At 73.9% G+C, this 25,204-nt stretch carries 19 protein-coding genes; 9 read left to right on the plus strand and 10 right to left on the minus strand.

The features are described from left to right. Nucleotides 1-88: 88 nt before the first annotated feature. From Ae505Ps2_RS19365 to Ae505Ps2_RS19370, 3 genes are all read right to left on the minus strand, one after another. Nucleotides 89-1,021, minus strand: coding sequence for an MFS transporter (locus tag Ae505Ps2_RS19365; RefSeq protein WP_249265302.1), 933 nt, complete (start codon nucleotides 1,019-1,021; stop codon nucleotides 89-91). Further along, entirely contained in the window at nucleotides 1,006-1,440 is a 435-nt protein-coding gene (locus tag Ae505Ps2_RS33555; RefSeq protein ID WP_249265303.1) for an MFS transporter, read from the minus strand. Before Ae505Ps2_RS33555 ends, Ae505Ps2_RS19365 begins: the two co-directional genes overlap by 16 nt. Nucleotides 1,441-1,578: 138 nt before the next feature. Beyond that, nucleotides 1,579-3,135: an acetolactate synthase large subunit gene (locus Ae505Ps2_RS19370; protein ID WP_075553839.1), complete on the minus strand. Its 1,557-nt coding sequence runs from the start codon at nucleotides 3,133-3,135 to the stop codon at nucleotides 1,579-1,581. 117 nt (nucleotides 3,136-3,252) lie between these two features. Between Ae505Ps2_RS19370 and Ae505Ps2_RS19375 the strand changes: the two genes are divergently transcribed. Continuing rightward, a complete protein-coding gene (locus Ae505Ps2_RS19375) occupies nucleotides 3,253-4,728 on the plus strand; it encodes an MFS transporter (RefSeq protein WP_075333247.1) in 1,476 nt (491 codons plus the stop codon). Nucleotides 4,729-4,745: 17 nt separating this feature from the next. Here the strand turns inward: Ae505Ps2_RS19375 and Ae505Ps2_RS19380 are convergent, their stop codons facing one another. The 3 genes from Ae505Ps2_RS19380 to Ae505Ps2_RS19390 all read right to left on the minus strand — a co-directional run bounded on the left by Ae505Ps2_RS19380 (nucleotide 4,746) and on the right by Ae505Ps2_RS19390 (nucleotide 8,456). After that, on the minus strand, nucleotides 4,746-6,074 hold the full coding sequence (locus tag Ae505Ps2_RS19380) for an MFS transporter (RefSeq protein WP_020623907.1): 1,329 nt from the start codon (nucleotides 6,072-6,074) through the stop codon (nucleotides 4,746-4,748). A gap of 87 nt (nucleotides 6,075-6,161) precedes the next feature. Then, a complete protein-coding gene (locus Ae505Ps2_RS19385) occupies nucleotides 6,162-7,376 on the minus strand; it encodes an MFS transporter (RefSeq protein WP_075333249.1) in 1,215 nt (404 codons plus the stop codon). 78 nt (nucleotides 7,377-7,454) lie between these two features. Further along, nucleotides 7,455-8,456 carry a glycosyltransferase family A protein gene (locus Ae505Ps2_RS19390; RefSeq protein WP_170917060.1) on the minus strand — a complete coding sequence of 334 codons (1,002 nt, stop codon included), beginning with the start codon at nucleotides 8,454-8,456 and terminating at the stop codon, nucleotides 7,455-7,457. 212 nt (nucleotides 8,457-8,668) lie between these two features. On the opposite strand from Ae505Ps2_RS19390, the gene Ae505Ps2_RS19395 reads away from it, so the two are divergent. Together Ae505Ps2_RS19395 and Ae505Ps2_RS19400 are read left to right on the plus strand one after the other, a co-directional pair. Further along, entirely contained in the window at nucleotides 8,669-9,493 is an 825-nt protein-coding gene (locus Ae505Ps2_RS19395; protein ID WP_075553319.1) for a transposase family protein, read from the plus strand. A gap of 201 nt (nucleotides 9,494-9,694) precedes the next feature. Beyond that, complete coding sequence (locus tag Ae505Ps2_RS19400; protein WP_075305780.1) at nucleotides 9,695-10,585, plus strand: ATP-grasp fold amidoligase family protein; 891 nt, start codon at nucleotides 9,695-9,697, stop codon at nucleotides 10,583-10,585. 320 nt (nucleotides 10,586-10,905) lie between these two features. Here Ae505Ps2_RS19400 and Ae505Ps2_RS19405 read toward each other — a convergent pair whose 3' ends face one another. Next, on the minus strand, nucleotides 10,906-12,336 hold the full coding sequence (locus Ae505Ps2_RS19405) for an oligosaccharide flippase family protein (protein ID WP_139318693.1): 1,431 nt from the start codon (nucleotides 12,334-12,336) through the stop codon (nucleotides 10,906-10,908). A gap of 219 nt (nucleotides 12,337-12,555) precedes the next feature. On the opposite strand from Ae505Ps2_RS19405, the gene Ae505Ps2_RS19410 reads away from it, so the two are divergent. Next, nucleotides 12,556-13,791 carry an FAD-dependent monooxygenase gene (locus Ae505Ps2_RS19410; RefSeq protein WP_075305782.1) on the plus strand — a complete coding sequence of 412 codons (1,236 nt, stop codon included), beginning with the start codon at nucleotides 12,556-12,558 and terminating at the stop codon, nucleotides 13,789-13,791. Nucleotides 13,792-13,925: 134 nt separating this feature from the next. Further along, nucleotides 13,926-15,179: an FAD-dependent monooxygenase gene (locus Ae505Ps2_RS19415; RefSeq protein ID WP_075305783.1), complete on the plus strand. Its 1,254-nt coding sequence runs from the start codon at nucleotides 13,926-13,928 to the stop codon at nucleotides 15,177-15,179. 22 nt (nucleotides 15,180-15,201) lie between these two features. Here the strand turns inward: Ae505Ps2_RS19415 and Ae505Ps2_RS19420 are convergent, their stop codons facing one another. Next, the gene (locus tag Ae505Ps2_RS19420; RefSeq protein ID WP_020623913.1) at nucleotides 15,202-16,713 is read right to left on the minus strand and encodes an amino acid permease; all 1,512 of its coding nucleotides are present in this window, start codon (nucleotides 16,711-16,713) and stop codon (nucleotides 15,202-15,204) included. Between the two features lie 241 nt (nucleotides 16,714-16,954). Between Ae505Ps2_RS19420 and Ae505Ps2_RS19425 the strand changes: the two genes are divergently transcribed. The 3 genes from Ae505Ps2_RS19425 to Ae505Ps2_RS19435 all read left to right on the plus strand — a co-directional run bounded on the left by Ae505Ps2_RS19425 (nucleotide 16,955) and on the right by Ae505Ps2_RS19435 (nucleotide 20,196). Further along, on the plus strand, nucleotides 16,955-17,869 hold the full coding sequence (locus Ae505Ps2_RS19425; protein WP_075553840.1) for a hypothetical protein: 915 nt from the start codon (nucleotides 16,955-16,957) through the stop codon (nucleotides 17,867-17,869). Nucleotides 17,870-17,920: 51 nt separating this feature from the next. Further along, the gene (locus Ae505Ps2_RS19430; RefSeq protein WP_075311646.1) at nucleotides 17,921-18,838 is read left to right on the plus strand and encodes a cation diffusion facilitator family transporter; all 918 of its coding nucleotides are present in this window, start codon (nucleotides 17,921-17,923) and stop codon (nucleotides 18,836-18,838) included. Between the two features lie 185 nt (nucleotides 18,839-19,023). Further along, nucleotides 19,024-20,196, plus strand: a complete 1,173-nt coding sequence (locus tag Ae505Ps2_RS19435) for an NADH:flavin oxidoreductase/NADH oxidase (protein ID WP_075554277.1) — start codon at nucleotides 19,024-19,026, stop codon at nucleotides 20,194-20,196. 46 nt (nucleotides 20,197-20,242) lie between these two features. Here the strand turns inward: Ae505Ps2_RS19435 and Ae505Ps2_RS19440 are convergent, their stop codons facing one another. After that, the gene (locus tag Ae505Ps2_RS19440) at nucleotides 20,243-23,689 is read right to left on the minus strand and encodes an ABC transporter ATP-binding protein (RefSeq protein ID WP_212567648.1); all 3,447 of its coding nucleotides are present in this window, start codon (nucleotides 23,687-23,689) and stop codon (nucleotides 20,243-20,245) included. A gap of 274 nt (nucleotides 23,690-23,963) precedes the next feature. On the opposite strand from Ae505Ps2_RS19440, the gene Ae505Ps2_RS32670 reads away from it, so the two are divergent. Beyond that, nucleotides 23,964-24,533 carry a CHRD domain-containing protein gene (locus Ae505Ps2_RS32670; RefSeq protein ID WP_020625213.1) on the plus strand — a complete coding sequence of 190 codons (570 nt, stop codon included), beginning with the start codon at nucleotides 23,964-23,966 and terminating at the stop codon, nucleotides 24,531-24,533. Between the two features lie 304 nt (nucleotides 24,534-24,837). On the opposite strand, the gene Ae505Ps2_RS19450 is transcribed toward Ae505Ps2_RS32670, so the two are convergent. Further along, nucleotides 24,838-25,204, minus strand: a 367-nt coding sequence (locus tag Ae505Ps2_RS19450; RefSeq protein ID WP_249265304.1) for a transposase family protein, incomplete at its 5' end; no start/stop codon positions are given.

The raw sequence follows: 25,204 nt of genomic DNA on the forward strand, positions 1-25,204 counted from the left end.
GGACGACGACGCCCACCCTCACCCGGCCGGGTGATCACCAGACCGACGGCAGGTGTCGATCCGGACACGGCGGCCCGAACCGGTCGCCTCAGGCGCGGACGCGGGTCCGCCCCGCGGTCACCGCGCCGATCCCGGAGAGGCAGGCCACGACCGCGACGAGCACCGGCAGCGCGACCGCGGGCGAACCCAGCGCCACCAGCAGCGCCCCGCCCAGACCGACGAACACCGCCGTCGCGAGCTGGTCGAGCAGCTGGGCCGCCGAGGAGTGCGCACCGACGTCACCGGCGTCGGAGTGGGCCAGGGTCAGGTAGGCGATCGCGGAGAACGCCACGCCCATCCCGAGCCCGGACACGCCCCAGAACCCCACGGCGAGCCAGCCCGGCAGCAGCCCGGCGGCGACCGGGACCAGCGCGACCTGGCCCGCGGCGATCATCGCGAACCCGGTGCGCAGCATCAGTGCGCGGTCGGCGTCGGGTCTGCGGGCCTGCCAGGCGGCGGCGCCCGACCAGCCCAGCGACGCGACGATCAGCGGCGTCCCGGCGGCGGTCAGCGACCAGCCGTGCGTCGCGGTGAGCACCAGGGGCAGGAACGACACGACCGGGAAGAACGCCCCGGCGACCAGGCCGCGGGCCGCGACGACCGCGGCGATGCCCGGGCGCGCGACGACGGTCCCGCGGGGCAGCAGCCTGCGCAGCGACGGCACCAGCACCGCGAGCGCGACGACGCCGGCCACCGCCCCGCCGACGTCGAGGTTCTCCAGCGCCCAGCTCAGCCCGGCGACGCCGACCGCGGCACCGAGTGCCGCGGGCACCAGACCCGTCCCACGGTCGCCGGCCGCCGGACCGGTGGGCGGTCGCAGGACGCGCACCACCGGCGCGATCAGCACCAGGGCCAGCCCCACCACCGGCAGCAGACCGAGGAAGACCCAGTGCCAGGAGAGGTGCTCGGTGACCAGCCCGGCCAGTGGCGGGCCGACGAGCGCGGGCAGCACCCACGCCGAGGAGATCAGCCCGAACACCACCGGGCGCGCCCGCGTGGGTACACCTCGGCGACGAGCACGTACACCGCGACACCCTGGGCTCCCGCACCCAGCCCCTGCAGGACCCGTCCGGCCAGCAGCCCGGCCATCGTCGTCGCGAACCCGGCGACGATCAAGCCCGCCCCGAACAGGACCGGCGCGGCGACGAGCGGCACCCGCGGGCCCCGGACGTCGCACCAGCGACCGCCGGCGACGGTGCCGAAGACCGCCGCGGCCAGGAACAGCACGAACGGCCAGGCGTACCGGGAGACCCCGCCCAGGTCGGCGACGACGGCGGGCATCGCGGTCCCCACACCCATCGCCTCGAACGCGGTCAGGCTGATCAGCAGCAGGATCCCGACGGTCGTCGGCGCGCGGCCCGGGGACCAGACCCCCGCACCGTCCGTCCGCGCCTCGACCACGGCGCCACCCTGCTCCCTGAACCCGGGTGCAGGTCAAGCCGATTCAGGGAGCGCCTGGTCGGCGACCTGGCCGTGGTGGCGCAGGTCGCCGACCGGGACGCGGTGCCGGCGCGGCCGTGCGGTCGGCACCGGGAGCGCTCAGCCCAGCGCCGGGACGATCGCCTCGACCAGGTGCGGGCCCGGCTCTGCCTGCGCCCGCCGCAGCGCGTCGAGCAGGCCCTCGGTGGTGGTGACCCGCTCGGCGGGCACCCCCAGCCCGGTCGCCAGCGCGGTGAAGTCCGGCGTCGGGTCGGAGAGGTCGAGCATCCGTCCCGCCCGCCCCGAGTGGGCCGCCTCCCCGGCACCGGTGCGGGCGAGCTCCACCCGCAGGATCGAGTAGGCCGCGTTGTTGATCAGGACGACGGTGACGTCGAGCCGCTCGCGGGCCATCGTCCACAGTGCCTGCAGCGTGTAGAGCGCGCTGCCGTCGGCCTGCACCGCCACCACCGGACGGTCCGGGGCGGCGACGGCGGCGCCCACCGCGGCGGGCAGCCCCATCCCGATCGCGCCGCCGGTCAGCGCGAGCTGGGTGTGCCGCGGCGCGGTCTGCAACGACATCGCCAGCGTCGCCGTCGCCGTCAGCGCCTCGTCGACCACGATCGCGTCCTGCGGCAGCGTCGCGGCGACGCCGGCGCACAGCCCCCGCACGTCGAGCGGCCCCGGCGCGGGCTCCGGCGCCTCGTGCGGGGCGAGCGCGGCGGCCGCGTCCCCGGAGACGACGTCGGCGAGGGCCTCCAGCGCGGCCGTCGCGTCGGTCGTCGCGTCGGCCAGCCCCACCACGGCGGCACCCTCGGGCACCAGGTCCCCGGGCACGCCCGGGTAGCCGAAGAACGACACCGGCGACCGCGCCCCGGCCAGCACCAGCGACGACGTGCCGTCCAGCTGTGCGATCGCCTGCTCGGCGAAGTAGGCCAGCTTGTCGATGCGGGTCCGGCCGGCGCCGGTCTCCCAGCGCCGGGGGAAGGTCTCCACCAGCAGCCGTGTCCCGGTCGCCGCGGCGATCCGCCCGGCGGCGTCGACGCCCGCCGCGCTCAGTGCGGGCCCGCCCAGCAGCAGCGTCGCGCCGGGCGCGCGGACGGCGTCGGCGGCCGCGGCGACCCGTGAGGCGTCCGGCGGGACCGGCCCGGTGACCGGCAGCGGCGGGGCGAGCGACGCACCCTCGGACCAGGACACGTCGGCGGGCAGCACCAGCGTCGCGACCTGCCCGCCGCGCTCGCCGGTCGCGGCGAGGGAACGCATGGCGTCGGCGGCGACGTCGCGGACGTCGCCGCTGGTGTGCACCCACCCGGACACGGTCCGTGCGACCGCGGTGATGTCGGACTGCAGCGGCGCGTCGAACCGGACGTGGTCTGTCGCGTGCCCCCCGACGACGCACAGCAGCGGGATCCCGGCCCGGCGCGCGTTGTGCAGGTTCGCCAACCCGTTGCCCAGCCCCGGCCCCAGGTGCAGCAGCACCGCCGCGGGCTTCCCGGCGATGCGCGCGTAGGCGTCGGCGGCGCCGGTCGCGACGCCCTCGAACAGGGCCAGCACGCCACGCATCTCCGGCACCGCGTCGAGCGCCTGCACGAAGTGCATCTCCGAGGTGCCCGGGTTCATGAAGCACACGTCGACACCGGCCGCGGTGAGCGACCCGACCAGCGCCTCGGCGCCCCTCACGACCGGTTCCCGATCTGTACGGTCCACATGGTCGGTGAGTCCACACGATGTGACGCGCGCCCGCAGGACCCGGGTTCGAGTTGCGCCCCGCCGCGCCAGGGCGGGGAATGAGGGACTGTGAGCGACGACCGCACCGCCCCCGAGGTGTACACCCCCGACCCCCGACGCTGGCGGGCACTGTCGGTCTGCCTGGTCGCCGGGTTCATGAGCCTGCTCGACGTCAGCATCGTCAACGTCGCGCTGCCCGCCATGCAGACCGCGCTGCGGGCCTCGGCCGCGCAGCTGTCCTGGATCGTGTCCGGCTACGCGCTCACGTTCGGCCTGGTCCTGGTCGCGTCCGGACGGCTGGGCGACGACCGTGGCCGCCGTCGCATGTTCGTCACCGGGCTGGCGCTGTTCACCCTCACCAGCGCCGTCGCCGGGTTCGCGCCGAACCCGGAGGTGCTCGTCGCGGTCCGGCTGGTGCAGGGTGTCGCGGCCGGGCTGCTGTCCCCGCAGGTCGTCGGGTTCATCCAGGACCTGTTCCGCGGTCCGGAGCGGGGCACCGCGTTCGGCATGTTCGGCGCCGTCGTCGGGATCTCCACCGCGGTCGGCCCACTGCTCGGCGGGCTGTTGCTGGCCTGGGCCGGCGACGCCGACGGCTGGCGCTGGGTCTTCTTCGTCAACATCCCGATCGGCGTCGCGGCGCTGGTCGCCGCGTTCCGGCTGTTGCCGGCCGACACCGCGCCGGCGGGGGAACGGCGCCCGCTGGACCTGGGCGGTTCGGCGCTGCTCGGTGTCGCCGTCGTCGCGCTGATGCTGCCGCTGGTGCTCGCCGAGCGGGACCCGGCGTCGGCGCCCTGGTGGCTGGTCGCGGTCTCGGTCGTGGCGCTGGTGGCGTTCGTGGCGTGGGAGCGGCGGGCCAAGCGCGTCCACGGCCACCCGCTGGTCGACTTCGCGCTGCTGCGGACCCGCAGCTACGCCGTCGGCGCCTCGCTCGGCGCCGTCTACTTCGCCGGGTTCACCTCGATCTTCTTCGTGCTCACCCTCTACCTGCAGAACGGGCTGGGATACACCCCGTTGCAGACCGGTCTCACGCTGACGGCGTTCGCGCTGGGCTCGGCCGTCACCTCCGCCCTGAGCGGACGCCTGGTGGCGCGCTTCGGGCAGCCGATGATCGTCGTCGGGCTGGCGACGGTGATGGTCGGGCTCGGTGTCACCGACCTCGTCCTCGCCGCGACCGCGCACAGCCCGTGGACCGGGCTCGCGATCGCCGGGCCGCTGCTGCTCGCCGGGGCGGGCGGCGGGCTGGTGATCGCCCCGAACCAGACCCTCGCGCTGTCGGAGATCCCGCACACCTCCGGCGGCACCGCGGGCGGGGTGCTGCAGACCGGGCAGCGGATCGGGACGGCGATCGGGCTGTCCGCGGTCGGTGCGGTGTTCTTCGGCAGGCTCACCGCGTCCGGCGGGGACTGGGCGGACGCCATCTCGCACGGCCTGCTCATCACCGTCGGGCTGGTGGCGCTGGCCCTGGTGCTCGGTGTCGCCGACCTGGTCGCGGCCCGGCGCGCCCGGGGCAGGGGAACGCCGGCGACCGCGACCGGCCGGCGGTAGAGGTCAGAAGTCAGGGGTCAGGTCCGGGCGACGGCGACGGCGTCGTCGCGCAGCCCCGACCGGAGCGTCTCGGTCATCAGCCAGGAACAGACCAGCGACACCAGCGCGATCCCGACGACGTAGCCGGCGACGGCGTAGAGCGACCCGGTCAGCGCGACGAGCGCGGTGCACAGCAGCGGTGCGAGGCCGCCCAGGATCGACGCGATCTGGTAGGCCAGCGACGCCCCCGAGTACCGCATGCTGGTGGAGAACTGCTCGGCGAAGAACGCCGACTGCGGCCCGTACACCGCCGAGCGCGCCACCTGGACGATCAGCCCGCCCAGCAGGAAAAGCCAGATGCTGCCGGTGGACACGAGCCAGAAGTACGGCACCGCGAACACGGCCAGCAGCGCCATCCCGCCGACGAACATCGGGCGCCGACCGATCCGGTCCGACAGCAGACCGAACGCCAGGATCAGCGGGATGTCCGACAGCGACAGCACCGAGTTCGCGGCGAGGATCGTGGTGCGGTCGTAGGACAGCTGCTGGGTGGCGTAGGTGACCAGCCAGACCGAGGAGACGTAGAACGTCGAGTTCGTCGCGAGGAACGAGCCGGCCGCGAGCCCGATCTCCTTCGGGTAGGTGCGCAGCGCCTCCAGCACCGGCATCCGGTTCGCGGCCTTCTCGTCCATCGCCTGCTGGAACACCGGTGACTCGTGGACGCCGAGCCGGATCCACATCCCGACCGCGATCAGCGCGACGCTGGCGAGGAACGGCACCCGCCAGCCCCAGGCCAGGAACTGCTCGTCGGTCAGCGTCGCCGACAGCACCGCGAACGTCGCGGTCCCCAGGACCAGGCCGAGGGGGACTCCGACCTGCGGCCAGCTGCCGTAGAACCCGCGACGGTGCGCCGGGGCGTGCTCGACGGCCATCAGCGCCGCCCCGCCCCACTCGCCGCCGACACCGAAGCCCTGCAGGAACCGCAGGACCACCAGCAGGACCGGTGCCCAGATGCCGAGGGTGTCGTAGCCGGGCAGCAGGCCCATCCCGACGGTCGCCGCGCCCATCAGGAGCAGCGAGTACACGAGCATCGGCTTGCGGCCGACCTTGTCGCCGAAGTGCGCGAACACCGCCCCGCCCAGCGGGCGGGCGATGAACCCGACGGCGAACGCGCCGAACGCGGACAGGGTTCCGGTGACGGGGTCGACCGACGGGAAGAACACCTGGTTGAAGACCAGGGCCGCGGCCGTGCCGAAGATGAAGAAGTCGTACCACTCGATGGTGGTGCCGACGAGACTGGCGGTGGCGACCTTGCGGGACGACCGGAGCGTGGGTCCCGGCGGCGCCGGCGGGACGGTGGGTGACATGCGTCACGACGCTAGGGCGCCGACCGATTCGTGTCGAGACGTACGGATGATCCTGTCGGATCCGGTCGTGATCATGTCGACCGGTGCTCAGCCGGGCCGGCGCCGCCCGGCCAGCACCCCGGCGAGGAGCACCACCACCAGCCCCGCGAGGGGGACGACGAGCAGCCCCACCCGCAGCGACGTCGCGTCGGCGACCAGCCCGACCACCGGCGGTGAGATCAGGAACCCGACCCGCATCAGCCAGGTGACGATCGTCAGCCCGGTGCCCGGTGCCAGCCCCGGCAGGTGGTCGGCGGCGGTCATCGCGGCCGGGACGAGCGTCGCCACCCCGAAACCGGCGAGACCGAACCCGGCGACGGTGCCGGGCACGGTCGGGAACGCCAGCGCGAGGCCCATCCCGGCGAGTACGAGCCCGCCACCGGCGCGGGCCACCGCGCGCTGGCCGAACCGGTCGACCACCCGGTCACCGACCAGCCTGCCGACGAACTGGCAGCCCTGCAGCGCCACGAACCCGAGGCCGGCGACGGCCGCACCGGCCCCGAGCCCCTGCAGGTAGACCGCCGCCCAGGTGGCGCCGGAGTCCTCCACCAGGGTGCCGGAGATCGCGACCAGCCCGAACACGGCGAGCAGCGCCACGGTGCGGGTGCCGAGCCCGGTCCACGGCCTGCGCGGCGGTGCACCGTCGGCCGCACCGTCGGCCGCGCCGGGGGCCGGACGGTCGTCGCGGTCGTCGCCGCGCAGCAGCAGCGGGTGGACCGCGACCGCGATCACCACTGAGAGCAGCGACGACAGCCCCAGGTGCACCGGCAGCGCCAGCCCGGCCCCGGCTGCGGCCGAGCCCATCAGTCCGCCCGCGACCGCCCCGACCGACCAGAGCGCGTGGAACCCGTTGAGGATCGACCGGCCGTAGCGGCGCTGCACCCGCAGCCCGTGCGCGTTCTGCGCGACGTCCACGACGGCGTCGGCCGCCCCGACCAGCAGCATCGCCGTGGCGAACAGCCCCCAGGACGGCGCGAACCCGACGAGCACGACGCCGAGGGCGATCACCGCCATCCCGAACGACGCCACCTTCGCCGAGGTGAACCGGGCGATCAGCGGGCCCGCGGTGAGCCCGGCCAGCAGCGCCGCGAACGGCATCGCGGCCACCGCGAGCCCGAGCTGGGTGTTGGACAGGCCGAGGTCGGCCTTGACCTGCGGGAAGCGGGGCAGCAGGTTGGCGTAGACCAGGCCGTTGGTGAGGAAGACCAGGGCCACCGCCAGCCGGGCCCGTCGTTCCGTCCGGCCCGCTCCGACTGCCACCACGGGCCCATCATGCTGGAGCGGGCGGGCGCCTGCGGGTCGCGGGTCAGCCGTGGCGTTCCCGCAGGCGCGGTGCCGGGGTCATCCCCGCAGCGAGTTGAGCTTCACCGCGGTGCGCAGCGCCCCGGACACGCCCTTGTAGGCGCTGTTGCGGGCGGTGTCGCGGACGTTGCGCAGCTGCGCGCGCCGCTCGCGGCCCGCACTGTTCCACGCCAGCAGCGACCGGCCCCACGAGTCCTTCGCGAGCTCCTTCGTGCCGGCCTCGCGGGCCAGCAGCGCCCACCGGTCGCCGAAGTCGTCGAGCCCGTCGCGGTAGGCGAACACCGCCGGCCGGACGTAGGCCATCCCCGGGTGCTGGCGCCGCATCCGCGGTGCGTAGTCGGCGATGACCTTGTCCAGGCACTCGAACCGGCGCTGCCGGTTGGAGCTGATCGAGCCGGTGCGCATCAGCCGCATGTCGAGCAGCCAGCGGCGGGTGCCCCACATCAGCGGGTAGTTCGACCCGGCGGCGATCCGCAGCCACATCTCGAAGTCCACCGCGGAGGGCAGCGAGCAGTCGAAGCCGCCGACCTGGTCGAAGCAGGCCCGGCGGATCATGAGCGAGCTGCCGTTGTGCGGCGGGTTGTTCTCCACCAGCTGCTTGTCGATGTCGACCTTGCCCGACGGCTGCCAGCGCAGCGCCACGACCTGCCCGGACTCCATCATCACGCGGGTGTGGCAGTACGCCATCCCGACCCCGGGCGGGGCGGTGTGCAGGGTCTCGAGCATGTGCGACAGGAACTCGGGGTGCCAGCGGTCGTCGCCGTCGAGGAACGCGACGAACGGGGCGGCGCTCTCGGCCAGCGCGCGGTTGCGCGCGGCGCCCGAGCCGCCGTTCTCCACCTGGATCAGCCGCACCCGCGGGTCGCGCTCGGCGCGCGAGCGCACGATGTCGGCGGTGTCGTCGGTCGACCCGTCGTCCACGACGAGGTACTCGAACCGGGACTCGGTCTGCGCGAGCACCGAGTCGATGGCCTCACCGATCCACGGGCCGACGTTGTAGGCCGGCGTGATCACGGTGACGAGAACGTGGGGGTTCCGCACGATCGGCACAGTCGGTGCTCCTTCCGGGGTGCGCCGTCTTCGGCGCCGTCGGCCCCTCAATCACCGTAAGGGGTGACGCAGTGAGGTGTTCTCAGTAGCGGGGTGGCAGGTCGTGGCGACACGCCGAGGGTGGTGAGATGAGCGGGAACGGGGCAGGACCCCGGTAGATCGGTTCGGTCCAGCACAGATCGACACCGTCACCGAGGTCCTGCATGTCTGATCCTGTCACCTACACCGCTGTCCTCCCGATCGGGGAGCGCACCGTGGCCTATCTGGCGCGGCTCCTGGTCCTTCAACGCCGTCGACGTGGCACCCGGCGGCGGGCGTTGACCCCGTTCGCCCAGGCAGTGCTGGTGATCCGCTGGTTCTGTGATGCTACCCGGGTCCGATGTTCGGCCGGTGACAACGCGATCAGCACTGCAACGGCCTACCGTTACCTGCACGAAGGCATCGACGTCCTCGCCGCGGCCGCACCCGGCCTGCACGGAGCCCTGCTCGCCGCCCGCACAGCCGGGCACACCCACGTGAATCTCGACGGCACCCTGATCGCCACCGACCGGTGCCGCGCGCTCGGCCTCACCCCCGGGGTCGACCTGTGGTGGTCGGGCAAGCACCGCCGCCACGGCGGGAACATCCAGGTCCTCACCGCACCTGATGGATGGCCGCTATGGACCAGCGACGTGCGGCCGGGCCGCGAGCACGACACCCGCTGCGCCCGTACCCACCCCGGGCTGCTCGAGGGCCTGGCCGCGTTCACCGACGACACCCACGCCGCGCTGGGCGACCTCGGCTACGAAGGCGAAGCCGACCGGCTCACCGTGCCCATCAAACTCGCCCCCGGCCGCGGGCAGACGGTCAACCAGCGCACCGTCAACACCCTGCACTCAGCCCTTCGTGCTCTGGCCGAACGCGGAAACGCCCTGCTCAAGACCACCTTCGCCGCGTTGCGGCGAGTCACGCTATGTCCCTGGCGCACCGGCGCGATCACCGCAGCTGCGCTCGTACTACTCCACACCGAGTACGACCGCACGACATGATCAACCCGCTACTGAGAACACCTCAGTGCGTTCGGCACGCCCTCGACCGAGGCCGTGCTGCGGGCATTCCTCGCGAATGGCAACGAGCGTGCCCACTGTTGGTGACGTCCGTGCGGCATCCGGGGTTGCCCCGGGTGGTCGGGCCACCCGGTCCGGGGCCGGTGCGCCGGGCGGTGGGAGAGGGTCGCTATCGTCCGGAGAATGTCGTTCGACGCACGGGTGATGCTGTCCCGACGGCTCCGGTTCCTGCCGCATCGCGCCTTCGCGATGGCCCACCACGCCCTGTTCCAGGGGGAGTTGACGACGTTCCGGCGGCCGCGGACCTGGTCCCAGCTGCTCGCCAAGAAGAACCTCGACGACCAGCCCGAACTGGTGCACGTCACCGCGGACAAGTACACCGTCCGCGAGCACGTCGCCGAGCGCATCGGGGCGGAGCACCTCATCCCGCTCCTCCAGGTGGTCGAGCGCGCCGAGGACCTCGACCTGGAGGCGCCCACCGGCCCCTACGTCGTCAAGGGCACCCACGGCTGCGACATGACGATCCTGGTGCGCCACCCGGCGGCCGCCGACCACGCGAAGATCCGCTCGACGGTCGCCCGCTGGCTGCGCACCGACTTCTTCACCCACGGCTGGCGCGAGCGCCCCTACGAGGGGCTCACGCCGCGCGCCGTCGTCGAGGAGATGATCGGCGACGGCACCACGCCGCCCGCCGACTACAAGTTCTTCGTCTTCCACGGCGAGCCCGCGATGGTCGTCGTCGACCAGGACCGGTTCACCGCCCACACCTCGACGATGCTGCACCCGGACTGGGTGCCGTTCCGGATCTCCGGGCGGTTCTCCCAGGCCGACGCGCTGCCGGAGAAGCCCGCCTCCTACGAGCGGATGCTGGAGATCGCCCGCGCGCTGGGCAAGGACTTCACCTTCTGCCGCGTCGACCTCTACGACGTCGACGGCCACGTCTACTTCGGCGAGATCACCCACAACCCGGGCGGCGGGCTCGTCCGGCTGCGGCCCCGCGCCTTCGACCGGGCCCTGGGGAACCTGTGGCGCAACGGGACACCGATCCCGGAGAAGTTCATCCAGCGTTCCTGACCGGGCTCGCGCACCCACCCGGCGGCCCTCGCAGCCCCCGCGGTCCCGCTGCCCCGCGGCGACCCGCCGCCCGCCGCGGCACCCCACGCGGCCAGTCGCCGCGCGTCGTCGCGGGTCGCCGCAGGTCCACACCCCTTCGCCGGCAGCCACACCCGCTGCAACAGGTGTGGCTGCCCGCGAAGGGGTGTGGCGACGGCGCGCCACCCGTCGATCAGTACCTGAGCGCTGTCGACGGCCGATCGGACAGCGCTCAGGTACTGATCGACGGGGCCTCGGGACGCTGCGTGGGCCGCCGGACGGAGCCCCTGATCGCCGAGGGGTCAGTCGCGGACGCGGGGGAACTCGTGGGTCCGCGCCTCCGGCCCGCTGATGGGCCGGGTGTCGTCGTCGCGGTCGAGGAGGTCCTTGCCGTCCGGGCTGGCGGGACCGCCGTCGCCGGGCGGGTGCGGCGGGGCCGGCCGGCGCAGCCAACGCACCACCGACGGCGCGAAGACGACCGCCAGCACCAACTCGCCCGCGAGCCACGTCCAGCCGACGGCGTCGACCCCGAGCGTCGGGGCGAGCAGCGGGATCCCGCCGAGCACGATCGCGCAGTGCACGAGCTGCTGCGCGGCCAGGGGGAAGGTGCGGTTCGCGAGCCGCGACTTCGTCATCCACATCGTCACGATCACGCGCGGGAACATCGAGGCCATCAGCAGCTGCAGCAGCGTCGTGGAGTTCTCGACGTACTGCGGCCCGTAGAACCACAGCAGCAGCGGTGCGGCCAGCGCGATGACCAGCGAGGCGGGCCACACCAGCAGGCAGATCCGGCGCAGCACAGCGCGGGCGAACACGTGCGCGTGCTCCGGGTTCCGGGAGCCCTCCACGACCAGCGCCGAGGTGATCGCCATCGACAGCATGCTCATCGCGAGGAAGACGGTCTGGGCCGGCAGCAGGTAGGCGCTGGCCGCCTGGCTGATCGTCATGACCACCAGCACCGGCAGGAACGACGACATGGCCTGGTTGAACACCTGGCCCAGGTAGTCGCCGCCCATGTAGCGGGCCAGCGTGGCGCGGTCCGGGGCACCGGCGTCGTCGCGGTCCACGGTCTCCGCGGTGTGCCGGGGGAGCAGCCGCCGCGAGATCAGCAGGGTGAACGGCACCAGCAGGGCGATGACCGGCGCGCTCCAGGAGGTGAACACGCCGTCGGACACCGAGGTGAACGCGACGACGACGAGCAGGCCGAGCTTCACGACGCCGTAGACGCCGTTCTCCAGCACCACCCACATCGCCGAGCGCAGCCCGGTGAGGACCTGGTCCTGCAGGTTGAAGATGGACCACGCGGCGGTCGAGACCACGAACCACGCGGCGAAGCCGGGGGAGACGTGCAGCGGGTCGCCGGGGGCGTAGGCGAAGTGGCAGTAGGTCATGACCGCGGCCGAGCCGACGACGGCCATCCCGGCGCTGACCCCGTAGGCGAGCCGCACCAGCGACCGCGAGTCGCGCCCGGCCGTCGGGAGGAAGCGGATGAGGGCCTGACCGAAGTTCAGCGAGGTCAGGACCGAGATCAGCATCATCAGGTTGACCATGGCGTTGCCGCGGCCGACGTCCTCGGTGCTGAACACCCGCGCGGCGAAGACCCAGTAGAGCAACCCGAAGCCGGAGTTGACGACGGTGTTGAGCATCAGGGCGTACGCGTTGCGGTAGAGCGGATTGCCCATCTCCCGGCGGACCGAGCGGACCCGGCCGGCGACCATCTCGCCGACGCTCATCGCGCGCACCGCCGGACGGCGGCGTGGGAGGTCCCGCTGAGTGCGTGCACACCTCCACGCTAACCAGGGGTCGACCAGCCGGGTGCCGGGGGAGGGGCGCCGGACGGTCCGTCACCGGACGGGGTCGGACACTGCGGACATACACACCCCGTCGCGCTCCGCAACCCCTGCGCTACGGTTCATTTCTTCCGGTGATCTGATGAACCGAAGGGGGTCTGCGTGCGTATCGCCTGCGCAGGAGGTGGGCCGGCCGGTCTGTACCTGGCGGTTCTCGCCAGGCTCCGGTCCGGGGGACGCGACGAGGTCGTCGTGTACGAACGCAACGAGGCGGGGCGGACCCACGGGTTCGCCGTCACCTACGGCGAGGACATGCTCGACGACGCGTTCCGCAACGACCCCGAGGGCGGTGAGGCCCTGCGTCGCGCGTCCCGGCTGTGGAACGCCCAGGAGATCCGGGTCGCCGACCACCGCCCGGTGCACGTCGGCGGCAAGTACGGCTACGCGATCGCCCGCGTCGACCTGCTCGACGTGCTGGCGCGCCGGGCCGAGCAGCTGGGCGTGAAGATCGAGTACGGCTCCCCGGTCGAGCGCGACTCCCTCGACGCGGACCTGGTCGTCGCGGCCGACGGCGTCGGCAGCCGGATCCGCACCGCGCGCGCCGAGCACTTCGGCACCACCGTCGACGAGGGCACGAACCCCTACATCTGGCTCGGCGCCGACAGCGACTCGGACACCTTCGTCTGGGACTTCCAGCCGACCGACGCGGGCTGGATGTGGATCCACCTCTACCCGTCGTCCAACGGGGTCAGCACCTGCATCGTGGAGTGCGAGCCCGACACCTGGGAGGGGCTGGGCCTGGACCACATGTCCGGGGCCGACGCCGTCCGGCTCGTCGAGTCGGTCTTCCACCGCACGCTGGCCGGGCGCCGGCTCATCGAGCCCCTCGGCGGGCTGGGGGAGAAGCCCTGGCTGCGCTTCCGCGAGGTCCGCAACCGGACCTGGCGCGACGGCGACCTCGTGCTGGCCGGCGACGCCGCGCACACCACGCACTTCGGGATCGGCTCGGGCACCGTGCTGGCGATGCAGGACTCGATGGGTCTGGTCGACGCCCTCTACGGCGTCGCGGGCCAGACGGCCGCGGCCGACCTGACCTGCCCGAACGGCCGCGGTGCCGCGCTGTCGGCCTACGACGCCCGGCGGCGCGCGGAGATCGGCCCGATCCAGGACGCCGCCCGGCGGAACATGCAGTGGTTCGAGCAGGCGGGGCGCCAGCTCGAACAGGTCACCGATCCCGTCGAGTTCGCCTGGTCGCTCACCGACCGCCGGGGCGACATGGGCCGCATCCACCGCACCCTGCACCGGGCCACCCAGGTTCCCGCGCTGCGTCAGGTGCGGCGCGGTCTGACCACCGCCCGCCGCGTCCGGCGGTCGGCCCTGCGCGGGCGGCAGAGCTAGAAGTTCCGGGGCGAAACCGCTCGCCGACGGCACGCGCAGCGTCACCGATCGTGGCGGCCCCGGTGTCCACACGGGTCCGCCGCGTTCGTAGGGTCGTTGCGTCCCAGATCGATGACATCCGATGGAGGTCCGGTGTGAAGATCGTGGTCGTCGGTGGTGGGCCGGCCGGTCTGTACTTCTCGATCCTGGCCCGGCTCCGGTCGGGCGGGCAGGACGAGATCGTCCTGGCGGAGCGCAACGCGCCCGGCACCGCCTCCGGCTTCGCGGTCACGCTCGGTGAGGACATCCTCGACGAGCTCTTCCGCACCGACCCCCTCGGGGCCGAGAAGGTGCGGGCCGCGGCGCACGTGTGGGACTCCCAGGTCGTGGAGGTCTCCGGGCGCCCGGTGCACCTCGGCGGTCGCTACGGCTACTCCATCGGCCGCGCGCGGCTGCTGGAGGTGCTGGCCGAGCGGGCCCGCCAGGTCGGGGTGAAGCTCATGTTCGACACGGCCGTCGCCGTGGACGGTGACATCGGGCGCGACCCGCTGACCGCCGACGCGGACGTCGTCGTCGCCGCCGACGGGGTCGGGTCCGCGATCCGCGCCGCGCGGGCCGACACCTTCGGGACCCGGATCTCCCACGGTTCCAACCGCTACGTCTGGTTCGGCACTAGCAAGCCGTTCCGGCCGTTCACCTTCGCGTTCGAGAAGACCCACGCCGGCTGGATCTGGTTCCACGCCTACCCGGCCGCGGACTGCGTCAGCACCTGCATCGTGGAGTGCACGCCGCAGACCTGGGCGGGGCTGGGGCTCGACACGATGGCGCCCGACGAGGCCATGCGGATGCTCGAGGGCGTCTTCTCCCACTCGCTCGACGGGCACTCGCTGATCGCCCCGCCCGGCATGGGCTCCTCGCCGTGGCTGCAGTTCCGCGAGGTCCGGAACATGTCTTGGCGCGACGGCAACGTCGTCCTCGCCGGCGACGCGGCCCACACCACCCACTTCGCCATCGGCTCGGGCACGGTCCTCGCCGTCGCCGACTCGATCGCGCTGGCCGAGGAGCTGTACCCGCGCGGGACCCGCGGCACCGACGACGTCGAGGCCGCCCTCGCCGGGTACGACGCCCGCCGCCGCGCCGCGATGGCACCGGTCCAGCGGATGGCCCGGGCGAGCATGGAGTGGTTCGAGACCGTCCCCGAGCGTCTCGAGGGCGCCGAGGACGCGCTGGCCTTCTCCTGGTCGCTGCTCGACCGCCGGCACGACCAGGGCCGGCTCAACGAGCGTCTGCACCGTGCGACCCAGGTCGAGCCGGTCCGTCAGGTCCGGCGCAGGCTGACCGCGGCCCGCCGGGTCCGCCGGGCGCTGGCCCGCGGGGAGATCACCCCCCGCGAGGCCCTGCACCGCTGATCCGCGGCCCGGCGGGGCCGGCTCAGTCCCGGTCCCGCCCGGCCCCGGAGCCCTCCTGCTCCTCGCGTGCGAGGAAGGAGTGCCTGCGGCCGTAGAGGGCGTAGACCACCAGGCCGAGCGCCAGCCAGACGGCGAACCGGATCCACGTGTCCAGGTTCAGGTTCAGCATCAGGTAGAGGCACGCGATCGCGGTGATCACCGGCACCACCGGCGAGAACGGCACCGTGAACGGCCGGTCGAGGTCGGGGCGGGTCCGGCGCAGCACCGGCACCGCGACGGCGACGATGATCATCGCCGAGAGCGCGCCGATCGACACCATGTCGGCCAGCGCGGTGATCGGGGTGAACGCCGCGATCACCGCGCAGACGACACCGCCGATGATCGTCATGCGGTGCGGGGTGCCCCACCGGGGGTGCGCGGTGCCGATGGCCTTCGGCAGCAGGCCGTCGCGGCCCATCGCGAAGCCGATCCGGCCGATCGTCACGAGCTCCACCATCATCACCGAGGTCAGACCGGTGACCGCGCCGAGCGCGATGAGCGCGCCCACCCACGGCAGTCCGACGCCGGCGAACGCCGAGGCGAGCGGGGCGCCGGTGTCGATCTCGGTGTAGGGGACCATCCCGGTGAGCACGAGCGAGACGCCGACGTAGAGCACCGCGCAGATGGCGAGCGCGCCGAGCAGCCCGACCTTCAGGTCGCGGTTGGGGCGCTCGGCCTCCTCGCCGAGGTTGGCCAGCGCCTCGAACCCGGTGTAGGCGAAGAAGACCACCGCGGCCGCGGTGAGCATGCCGCCGACGCCGAACACGGTCGGGGCGAGCCCGAACACCCCGGAGATGATCGGCTGGGTGAAGACCGAGCCGCCGTCCTCCGGTGCCTGGGCCGGCGGGATGAACGGCTGCAGGTTGGCCGGGTCGATGTAGAACACGCCGACGGCGAGGATCAGCACGCAGACCGCGAGCTTCACCAGGACCAGCAGGTTCGTCAGCCGTGACGACTGCTGGATGCCCGCGACCGCGACGACGGTCAGCACCGCGATGATCAGCACCGCGCCGACGTTGATCGTGGCGTCCTCCCCGAACCAGTCCGTCGGCAGCCCGAACAGCGACGCCAGGTAGCCCGACCAGCTGCGGGAGACGACGGCGAGGCCGAGGCCGAACTCCAGCAGCAGGTCCCAGCCGATGATCCAGGCGAAGACCTCGCCGAGGGTGGCGAAGGCGTAGGTGTAGGCCGAGCCCGCCGTCGGGACGGAGGAGGCCAGCTCGGCGTAGCAGACGGCGGCGAGCCCGGCGACGACCGCGCCGATCAGGAACGACAACGTCACCGCCGGGCCCGCGTGCTGCTGGGCCTCGACCCCGGCCAGGGTGAAGATCCCGGTACCGATGATGATGCCGACGCCGAATCCGACCAGGTCACGGGCCTTCAGCGTGCGCTTGAGCGGCGTGCCCCGCCCCTCGCCGCCGACGTCCTCGGAGCCGTCGCCGGCTCTGCCCCTGGCCAGGATCCGTTCCACCGGCATAGTGCGCGTCCAGCCCACGCCGCCACCCCCACTCGTCGTCGGTCGGTCGATCGTTGCGGCACGGTATGCCGGGACGGGGTGCGGTGCCGGGCGGAGCGCAGGGCACATCCTGAAAATGCTGTGTGAACCCTCCGTCCTCCGTGTCCGGATCGCCGTTCGGCGGTGCACCATCGAGGACGGGACGGCCGTCCGGTCGTCCGCGACCGGAGGGGTCGTGTCCGGACCTGAGCGACGCCGTGGACGGGATCCCCGTACCCGCGTGTCGGTGGCCGTGGTCGTCGCGGTGGTGGTGGCGGTGTCCGCGCTGTGGGGCGCCGGTGTTGCCTCGGACGGTCCGGTCCCGCGCCCCGGGGGCGGCGCCGTCGTGCCGGCGCAGCACCAGAGCTCGACGACCGGCCCCGACGACGACGCGGCACCCGGCCCGGACACCCTGCGCGAGCTGCTCGCGGCGATGACCGGATCCGCCACCGCCGACCCGCTCGACCTCGCTCCCGGATCGCTGCTCGTCGACCGCGAGGGCGAGGACGACCTCACCCTGTCCTGGGCGCTGCTCGACACCGACGACGGCCGGTGGACCGGCTCGGCGGACGCCGCGACCACCCGTTTCGAGGCCGAGTCCACGATCAAGGCATGGCTGGCGGCGGACACCTTGCGCGCCGCCGCGCAGGCGGGCCGCCCGGTGACGGCCGCCCAACGGGCCGACATCTCCGCCGCCGTGCGCGCCTCCGACGACGACGCCGCCGCCGAACGGCTCTACCGCGCCCTCGGGCGGGACGCGAGCACCGCGCGGCTGGACGAGGAGTGCGGGGTGGAGGTGTCGACGTCGCGGCCGGGGTGGTGGTCCTACACCCAGATCGCCGCGCTCGACGCGGCCCGGATCCTGGCCTGCGTGCGCGACCGCGCACCGGAGTGGCCGGGCGGGGACGCCCTGCTGGCCGACCTCGACGCCGTCACCCCGGACGGCCGCTCGGGTGTCCGTCCGGCGCTGCCCGGGGTGGTGGCGGAGAAGAACGGCTGGACGCTGCACGGCGCCGCGGGGTGGAACGTGCACTGCGTCCTGGTCTGGGCGGACCGGGCCCTCGCGGTGCTCACCACCTACCCTGCCGAGCGGGGCGTGGAGTACGGCTGGGCGGTGTGCCGCGACGTCGCCGGGGACGTGCTCTCCGCCTCCTGAGCGGCCCCGCTGGAGTTTCACATGCGAATACGTGCATGTATGGTGGCGGTCATGGGGCACGGACACGGTGGTGGGGCGGGGCACGCCGGGGCGGGTACCGATCGTCGCCGGCTGGCGACGGCGCTGGGCGTCACGCTGGTCACGGCGGTCCTCGGTGCGGCGGGCGCGGTGTACACCGGCTCGCTCGCACTGCTGGCCGACCTCGGTCACCTGCTGACCGACGCGGGCGCGCTGGTCGCCGCCCTGATCGCCAGCGTGCTCGCCGCCCGCCCCGCCACGACGTCGCGGACCTACGGGATGGGCCGGGCCGAGGTGCTCGTCGCCGCCCTCAACGCGCTCACCCTCGTCGCGGTCGTGGTGTGGGTCGGGGTGGAGGCGGTGCAGCGGCTGTTCGTCCCGGCCGAGATCCCCGGCCTGCCGCTGCTGGTCATCGGTGTGCTCGGCCTGATCGGGAACCTGGTCTCGCTCGCGGTGCTGGCCGGCGGCGACCGCGGCAACATGAACATGCGCGGGGCCATGCTGCACGTCCTCGGCGACGCGCTCGGCTCGGTCGGTGTGCTCGCCGCCGCCGTGGTGCTGCTGACGACCGGCTGGCCCTGGGCCGACACCATCGCCTCGCTGTTCATCGTCGCGCTGATCCTCCCGCGCGCGGTGTCGCTGCTGCGCGAGGCCGCGCACGTCCTGCTGGAGGGCGCGCCCAAGGGGATCGACGCCCAGGAGGTCAAGGCGGCGCTGCTGGCCGTCGAGGGGGTCGCCGACGTCCACGACCTGCACGTGTGGGCGATCAACGACCGCACCCCCGCGATGTCGGCGCACGTCGTCGTCGACGAGGAGGTCTCCGGGCACTGCGGGGACGCCTCGGTGCTCGACCGTGCCGGGCACGTGCTGCGGGAGCGGTTCGGCCTCGACCACTCCACCCTGCAGGTCGAGCACGCCGCGCACACCGGGCACGAGAACCACTGCGGCTGAGCCGCCGTGGCCCGCCGCCGCCCGGACCGTCGCGCCCGGCCGAACCGGGTGCGCCGTCCGGGCGCCTCACGGCTGGGCCCACCCACGATGTGAGGGGCCCGTTACCGGACGGGAACCGGCAGTCACCCGATGGTGACGAGCCGAGAGCATGGTTGTGCACGACCGAATCTCCCCGAGGAGTGCCCGTGCCTGACCTGTTCAGCCCCTACACGCTCAAGGGCGTGACCCTGCGCAACCGCATCGCGATGTCGCCGATGACGATGTACCGCTCGGTCGACGGCAAGATGAACGACTTCCACCTCATGTATCTTGGCGCGCGCGCCGCCGGCGGGTTCGGGCTGATCTTCCCCGAGCAGGTCGCGATCGCCCCCGAGGGTCGCACCACCCCGCACTGTGCCGGGATCTACGACGACGACCAGATCGAGGGCCACGCCCGGGTCACCGCGATGATCAGCGACATGGGCGCGGTGCCGGCGATCCAGCTCGGCCACACCGGGCGCAACGGCAGCGAGCTCAAGCCGTGGGTGGCGAACGAGCTCGGCCGCCAGCTGCCGCCCGACCACCCCGAGGGCTGGCAGGTCGTCGGACCGTCGGACGTCCCCTACGGCTTCGGCAAGCGCCCGTACCCGGTGCACGCCCTCACCGTCGAGGAGATCGCGGCGGTGCACCGGCAGTACGCCGAGGCCGCCCGACGCGCTCTCGACGCCGGCTACCGGTGGCTGGAGATGCACTTCGCGCACGGCTACCTCGGCGCCAGCTTCTACTCGCCGCTGGCCAACCGGCGCACCGATGCCTACGGCGGCAGCAAGGCCAACCGGGCCCGGTTCCTGCTGGAGGCGATGGACGCCGTCCGCGAGGTCTGGCCGGAGGAGTACCCGCTGACCTTCCGCCTCGGAGCCGACGACTACCACCCCGACGGCGTGCAGTGGGAGGACTCGATCGAGGTCGTCGGGTGGCTCAAGGAGCACGGCGCCGACATGGCCGACCTGTCGATGGGCGGCAACACCGACGACATGCGCGACCCGCACTTCCCGCACGTCTCGGCCTGGGTCGAACGCGGCGCCCGGGTCCGCCGGGAGATCGGCATCCCGGTCACGGTGAGCTGGAACCTCGGCATCCCGGCCAACGCCGACCGCGCGATCCGGGAGGAGAAGCTCGACCTGGTGATGCTGGGCCGCCCGGCCCTGGCCAACGCGCACTGGCCGGTGTGGGCGGCCCGCGAGCTCGGCCACGGTGACCCGTTCTCGCTGGTCCCCGAGGACTGGGGCTGGTGGCTGTCGAACTTCCGCGGCCACGACCCGAGCATCGGCTGGCCGGCTCCGTCGCCCGCGACCGAGCAGCACCTGCGCTCGGCCTGAGCGGTCACCGGCCGCGGCGACGCCCGCCGCGGCCGGGTGACCCGGCTCAGCCCGCCAGGTGCGACCAGCGTGCGGCCAGCTCGTCCCAGGGGCCCTCGTCGGCGACCCGACCGCGGTCCAGCACGACCACCCGGTCCGCCCGGGCCAGCGCCGCCCGCTTCGTGCTCGCGCCGACCACGGTGCTGCCGCGCCGGCGCAGCGCCGCCCACAGCTCGATCTCGGTGCGGACGTCCAGCGCGGACGACACGTCGTCGGCGACGATCAGCTCGGCGCCGGTCGCCAGCGCCCTGGCCATCGCCACCCGCTGCACCTGTCCGCCGGACAGCCGGATGCCCCGGTGGCCGACGACGGCGTCCGGCCCGCCCGCCGCGGCCACGTCCCGGTCGAGGCGAGCGTCGCCGACGGCGTCCTGCACCGGGCGGTCGTGCCCGAGGGCGATGTTGTCGCCGAAGGTGCCCGACAGCACCCGGGGGACCTGCCCGACGTAGGCGACCTGCCCGGGGCGCAGGAACGTCTGCGGGTCGGAGACCGCGCGCCCGTTCCACCGGATGACGCCCTCGTGCCCGACCAGCCCGGCCAGACCGGCGAGCAGGCTGGACTTGCCCGATCCGACCTGGCCGGTGACCAGCACCAGCGAGCCCGCGTCGATGTCGAGGTCCACGCCCTCGACGCCGACGGTGCCGTCGTCGTGCACGGCGGCGACCTTCTCCAGGCTCAGCCGCTGCAGCGGCTCGCGCTCCACCGGCGCCGGCGCCGGCGCGGCGCCGGTGACCAGGTCGACGCCCGGCGGCAGCCGCGTCAGGTCCGCGGGGCCCGCGAACGGGGCGACGGCACGCAGCCAGCGCCGTGCGATCGGGGCCTCGGTGACCGCGGCCGCGCACACCTGCCCGAGGAACCCGGCCCCGTTCAGCGTGGTCGACACGAGCAGCGCCGTCGCCAGCGGCCAGGTGCCGACCAGGTACAGCGACCAGGTGAGCACCACCGCGCCCTGCAGCAGCACCCCGGGGACACCGTCGAGCAGGGTGCGCACCCGGTACTCCCGGACCGTGGCCCGCACCCGGTCGCCGTCGACGTCGGCGAGGTGGGCCCGCAGCGCACCGGTCGCGGCGGCGAGCTTCACCGTGCGCACCGACTCCAGGACCGAGCCCAGCGCCGTGCCGAACCGGGCCCTGGCGTCGGCCGCGATCCGCCCGGAGCGCCCCGCGAACGGCGCCCCGATCGCCGCGACCCCCGCGCAGACCAGCAGGAACCCGCCGATGACGGCGGCCGCGCGCACGTCGGCCGCCACCAGACCGGCCACCACGACGACGATCACCGAGTTGGTGACGTCGACCCAGCGGTCCACGTAGAGGATCATCCGGTCCGAGTCCAACGCGCGCGCCACGACCTCGCCCGCGGGGGAGCGCGGGCCGCGCCGCTGCATGGTCTGCCCGCGCAGCACCCCCAGCCGCAGCCGCAGCGTCGCCGCGGACCACCAGCGCGGGTAGGTGCGGAACGCGACGGCGATCCACACCGGGAACAGCATCAGCACCACCGTCAGGGCGACGGCGGGTCCCCACGGGGTGCGGCCGCCCTCCAGCCCCGCGACGACGAGGCCCCACAGCCAGCCGGTCAGCACACCGGTGGCCGAGCCCAGGGTGGCGAGGGTGAACATCGCCCCGCCGGTCAGACCCCACCGCGGGTGGGCCAGCGCCAGCCGCAGCACGACCCGCCGCAGCGGGGGAGCGGGCACCGGGTCCGGGGTCGGCACCGCACGACGGGCGGCCCGGTGCAGCAGCGGTGACCCCGGGTCGGCGACGGCACCGCCGTGCCGCGCCGCGCCCGCCGGGGCCGTCGCGGTGGCGCCCGCGGTCCCGGGCAGGGACCGGTCCGCGGCGAGCAGGTCGGCGTAGCGGCCCGGCTCGGCGGCCAGCTGCTCCCGCGCGCCGTGCTGGACCAGACGGCCGTCGGACAGCACCGCGACGGCGTCGGCACGGCGGATCGTCGACAGCCGGTGCGCCACGACGATCCCGGTGCGGCCCGCGAGCAGCGCCCGCGACGCGCGGGTCACCCGCTCCTCGGTGCGCGGGTCCATCCGCGCGGTGGCCTCGTCCAGCACGACGACGGCGACGTCGCGCACCAGCAGCCGGGCGAACGCCACCAGCTGTTCCTCACCGGAGGACAGCGCGATCCCGCCGGTGCCGAGACGGGTGTCCAGGCCGTCGGGCAGGGCGTCGACCCACTCGTCGAGCCCCAGCGCGGCCGTCGCGGCCTCGACCGCCGAGCGCGGGACCGCCGGGTCGAACAGCGTGATGTTCTCCGCGAGCGTCGCGGCCAGGATCTCGGTGCGCTGGGTGACCACACCGACCCGGCGGCGCAGGCCCTCCAGGTCCAGGTCGCGCACGTCGACCCCGGCCAGGAGCACCTGCCCGCGCGGCGGCTCCACGGCGCGCGAGAGCACCTTGGTGACCGTCGACTTCCCCGAGCCGGTACGGCCGAGCAGCGCACACGTCGTCCCCGCCGGGACGGTCAGGTCGATCCCGCCCAGGCGGAACCCGTCGTCGTACCCGGCGGTCAGCCCGCGCAGCTCCACCGACGCCGGCCCCGGCGGCAGGGGACGGCCGCCCTCGGGCTCCCGCTCGGTCTCCAGCAGCGACGACACCCGGGTGAGCGCGCCCAGACCGGCCTGGATGTCGGGCATCCGGTCGACGATGGCGTCGACCTGGCCGACGAACGCGGTGACCAGGAGCCACAACGTGACCAGTGCGGCGATGCCGCCCGGGTCCCCGGCGACCAGCCACACCCCGCCGAGCGCGAGCGCCCCGAGCAGCGCGTGCGCGACGGTGCCCGTCCGCAGACCGAGCCGGGTCGCGATCCGGGACACCTCGTGGGTGCGCGCGACGACCGTCGCGGCCCGGCGGGCGAACCCGGCGACCACGTGCGGCTGGCCCAGCGAGGTGCGCACGTCGTCCTGGCCGGCGACCGACTCCTCCAGCTGCGCCGCGTGGTCCGACCAGGCCGTCTCCTCGGCGACCTTGGCCCGCGCGATCTGCGGCGTCAACGGCCGCGCCACCAGCACGATTGCGGCGGCGACCAGCGGGAACACGACGAACGCCGGCCAGAACACCAGCCCGGCGACGATCCATGCGACCACCGAGCGCAGCAGCGACCGGCCGGTCTCCCAGCCGATCCGCCGGATGAGCTGGGCGAGCTGGCGACAGTCGTCGTCTACCCGGTCGAGGAGCTCCCCGACCGCCTGGTCCTCCAGCGCGGGCAGCGGCTGCGCCAGCGCGGACCCCACGAGGTCCGCACGCAACCTGCCCTCCGCGCGCCCGACCACCCCGGAGAACAGGACCCGGCCCAGGGCGTCCAGCAGCGCGGCGCCCAGCAGCAGTGCGGCGAGCACGGCGATCAGGGTGGCCGTCGGCCCGCTCACCACCGCCCCGACCACGGTCGCCGCCGTCGCCTCCGCGACCGCGGCCACCACCGCGGCGCCCACGGCCACGAACGACACCGGTCCACCCAGCCGACGCCATGACAGCGCGCGCACCCTCGACACCCCCGACGAGACCGCGCTCCGGGATCTCCGACGCGATCGGTGATCGACGGTAGCCGTGACCCCCGACGGAATCGCGCGGTTTTCCGGGCCGTGCCCCGGAATGCCCGGTCGAAACCGGATCGGCCCGTGCCCCACCCGAAGCGGTCGACAACACCCCGAGGGGGCGCGGACGGGCCCGTCGTGTCCGCATGCTTGCCCTTCGGCGACACGCGAGCACGAGGGGGAACCGATGGGACTGCGGTCGATCAGGTGGGTCGGGGGCGCGCTCTGCGCGGTGGCGGGACTGGCGCTCACCGCGTCACCCGCGCTGGCCGAGGACGCACCCGTCCCGGAGCCGCCCACGTTCACCAGCACGCTCACCGCGACCCTCACCCCGGACGCGGTCCGCGCCGACGACGGCGCACCGGTGCCCGGCCAGCAGGGCGCGACCGGCACCTTCACCCTCCGCCTGAACAGCCAGCAGAACATCGTCTGCTACGACATCCAGGTCACCGGGGTGACCCCGCCGTTCAGCAGCCCCGCGCGGACCGCCACGCACCTGCAGGAGGGGCAGCCGAACGAGTCCGGCAACCCGAGGATGGCCTTCCCGGACCCGCAGGGCCCGCCCGGCGGCCCGATGACCAGCAAGGGCTGCCTGCAGGGACCGTTCACCACCGGTGTGATCGTCGGCGGCGTCGACACCGGCACCGGGTTCGCGGTCACGGACCTGGAGGCCAACCCGGCTGCCTGGTTCGTCGACATCCACACCGAGCAGTACCGGACCGGTGCGCTGCGCGGGCAGCTGTCCAAGACCGGCTGACGGCCCGCTCACCGGCCCGCTCACCGGCCCGCTCACCGGCCCGGCGCCGGGTCGCGCTGCGGCCCGGTGAGTCCGGTGGGCCCGGTGCGGACCGGTGTCGGCGCGGCCGGCCGTCGCGTCGGGGACCCGGGTCCCGCGGTCGGATCACCGGTGCCGGTCCGGGCGTCGCACCGGACCGACGTCGCCGGGGGCGATGAGTCCGGTGCCGCGACGCGGTCGGTAGGGGGACCGATCCCATCGTCGCACCGCGGGAGACACCATGACCGGACCAGCACCCACTGAGGTGTTCTCAGTAGCGGGTTGATCATGTCGTGCGGTCGTACTCGGTGTGGAGTAGTACGAGCGCAGCTGCGGTGATCGCGCCGGTGCGCCAGGGACATAGCGTGACTCGCCGCAACGCGGCGAAGGTGGTCTTGAGCAGGGCGTTTCCGCGTTCGGCCAGAGCACGAAGGGCTGAGTGCAGGGTGTTGACGGTGCGCTGGTTGACCGTCTGCCCGCGGCCGGGGGCGAGTTTGATGGGCACGGTGAGCCGGTCGGCTTCGCCTTCGTAGCCGAGGTCGCCCAGCGCGGCGTGGGTGTCGTCGGTGAACGCGGCCAGGCCCTCGAGCAGCCCGGGGTGGGTACGGGCGCAGCGGGTGTCGTGCTCGCGGCCCGGCCGCACGTCGCTGGTC

Origin of the sequence: Pseudonocardia sp. Ae505_Ps2 (assembly GCF_001932425.1) — a bacterium.
Taxonomy (GTDB): Bacteria; Actinomycetota; Actinomycetes; order Mycobacteriales; family Pseudonocardiaceae; genus Pseudonocardia.

Bases quoted from the DNA above. Each gene is read 5' to 3' on its own strand.
- Ae505Ps2_RS19380 (WP_020623907.1), bottom strand. From the start codon at position 6,074: ATGTCACCCACCGTCCCGCCGGCGCCGCCGGGACCCACGCTCCGGTCG.
- Ae505Ps2_RS19395 (WP_075553319.1), top strand. From the start codon at position 8,669: ATGTCTGATCCTGTCACCTACACCGCTGTCCTCCCGATCGGGGAGCGC.
- Ae505Ps2_RS19400 (WP_075305780.1), top strand. From the start codon at position 9,695: ATGTCGTTCGACGCACGGGTGATGCTGTCCCGACGGCTCCGGTTCCTG.
- Ae505Ps2_RS19405 (WP_139318693.1), bottom strand. From the start codon at position 12,336: ATGAGCGTCGGCGAGATGGTCGCCGGCCGGGTCCGCTCGGTCCGCCGG.
- Ae505Ps2_RS19430 (WP_075311646.1), top strand. From the start codon at position 17,921: ATGGGGCACGGACACGGTGGTGGGGCGGGGCACGCCGGGGCGGGTACC.
- Ae505Ps2_RS32670 (WP_020625213.1), top strand. From the start codon at position 23,964: ATGGGACTGCGGTCGATCAGGTGGGTCGGGGGCGCGCTCTGCGCGGTG.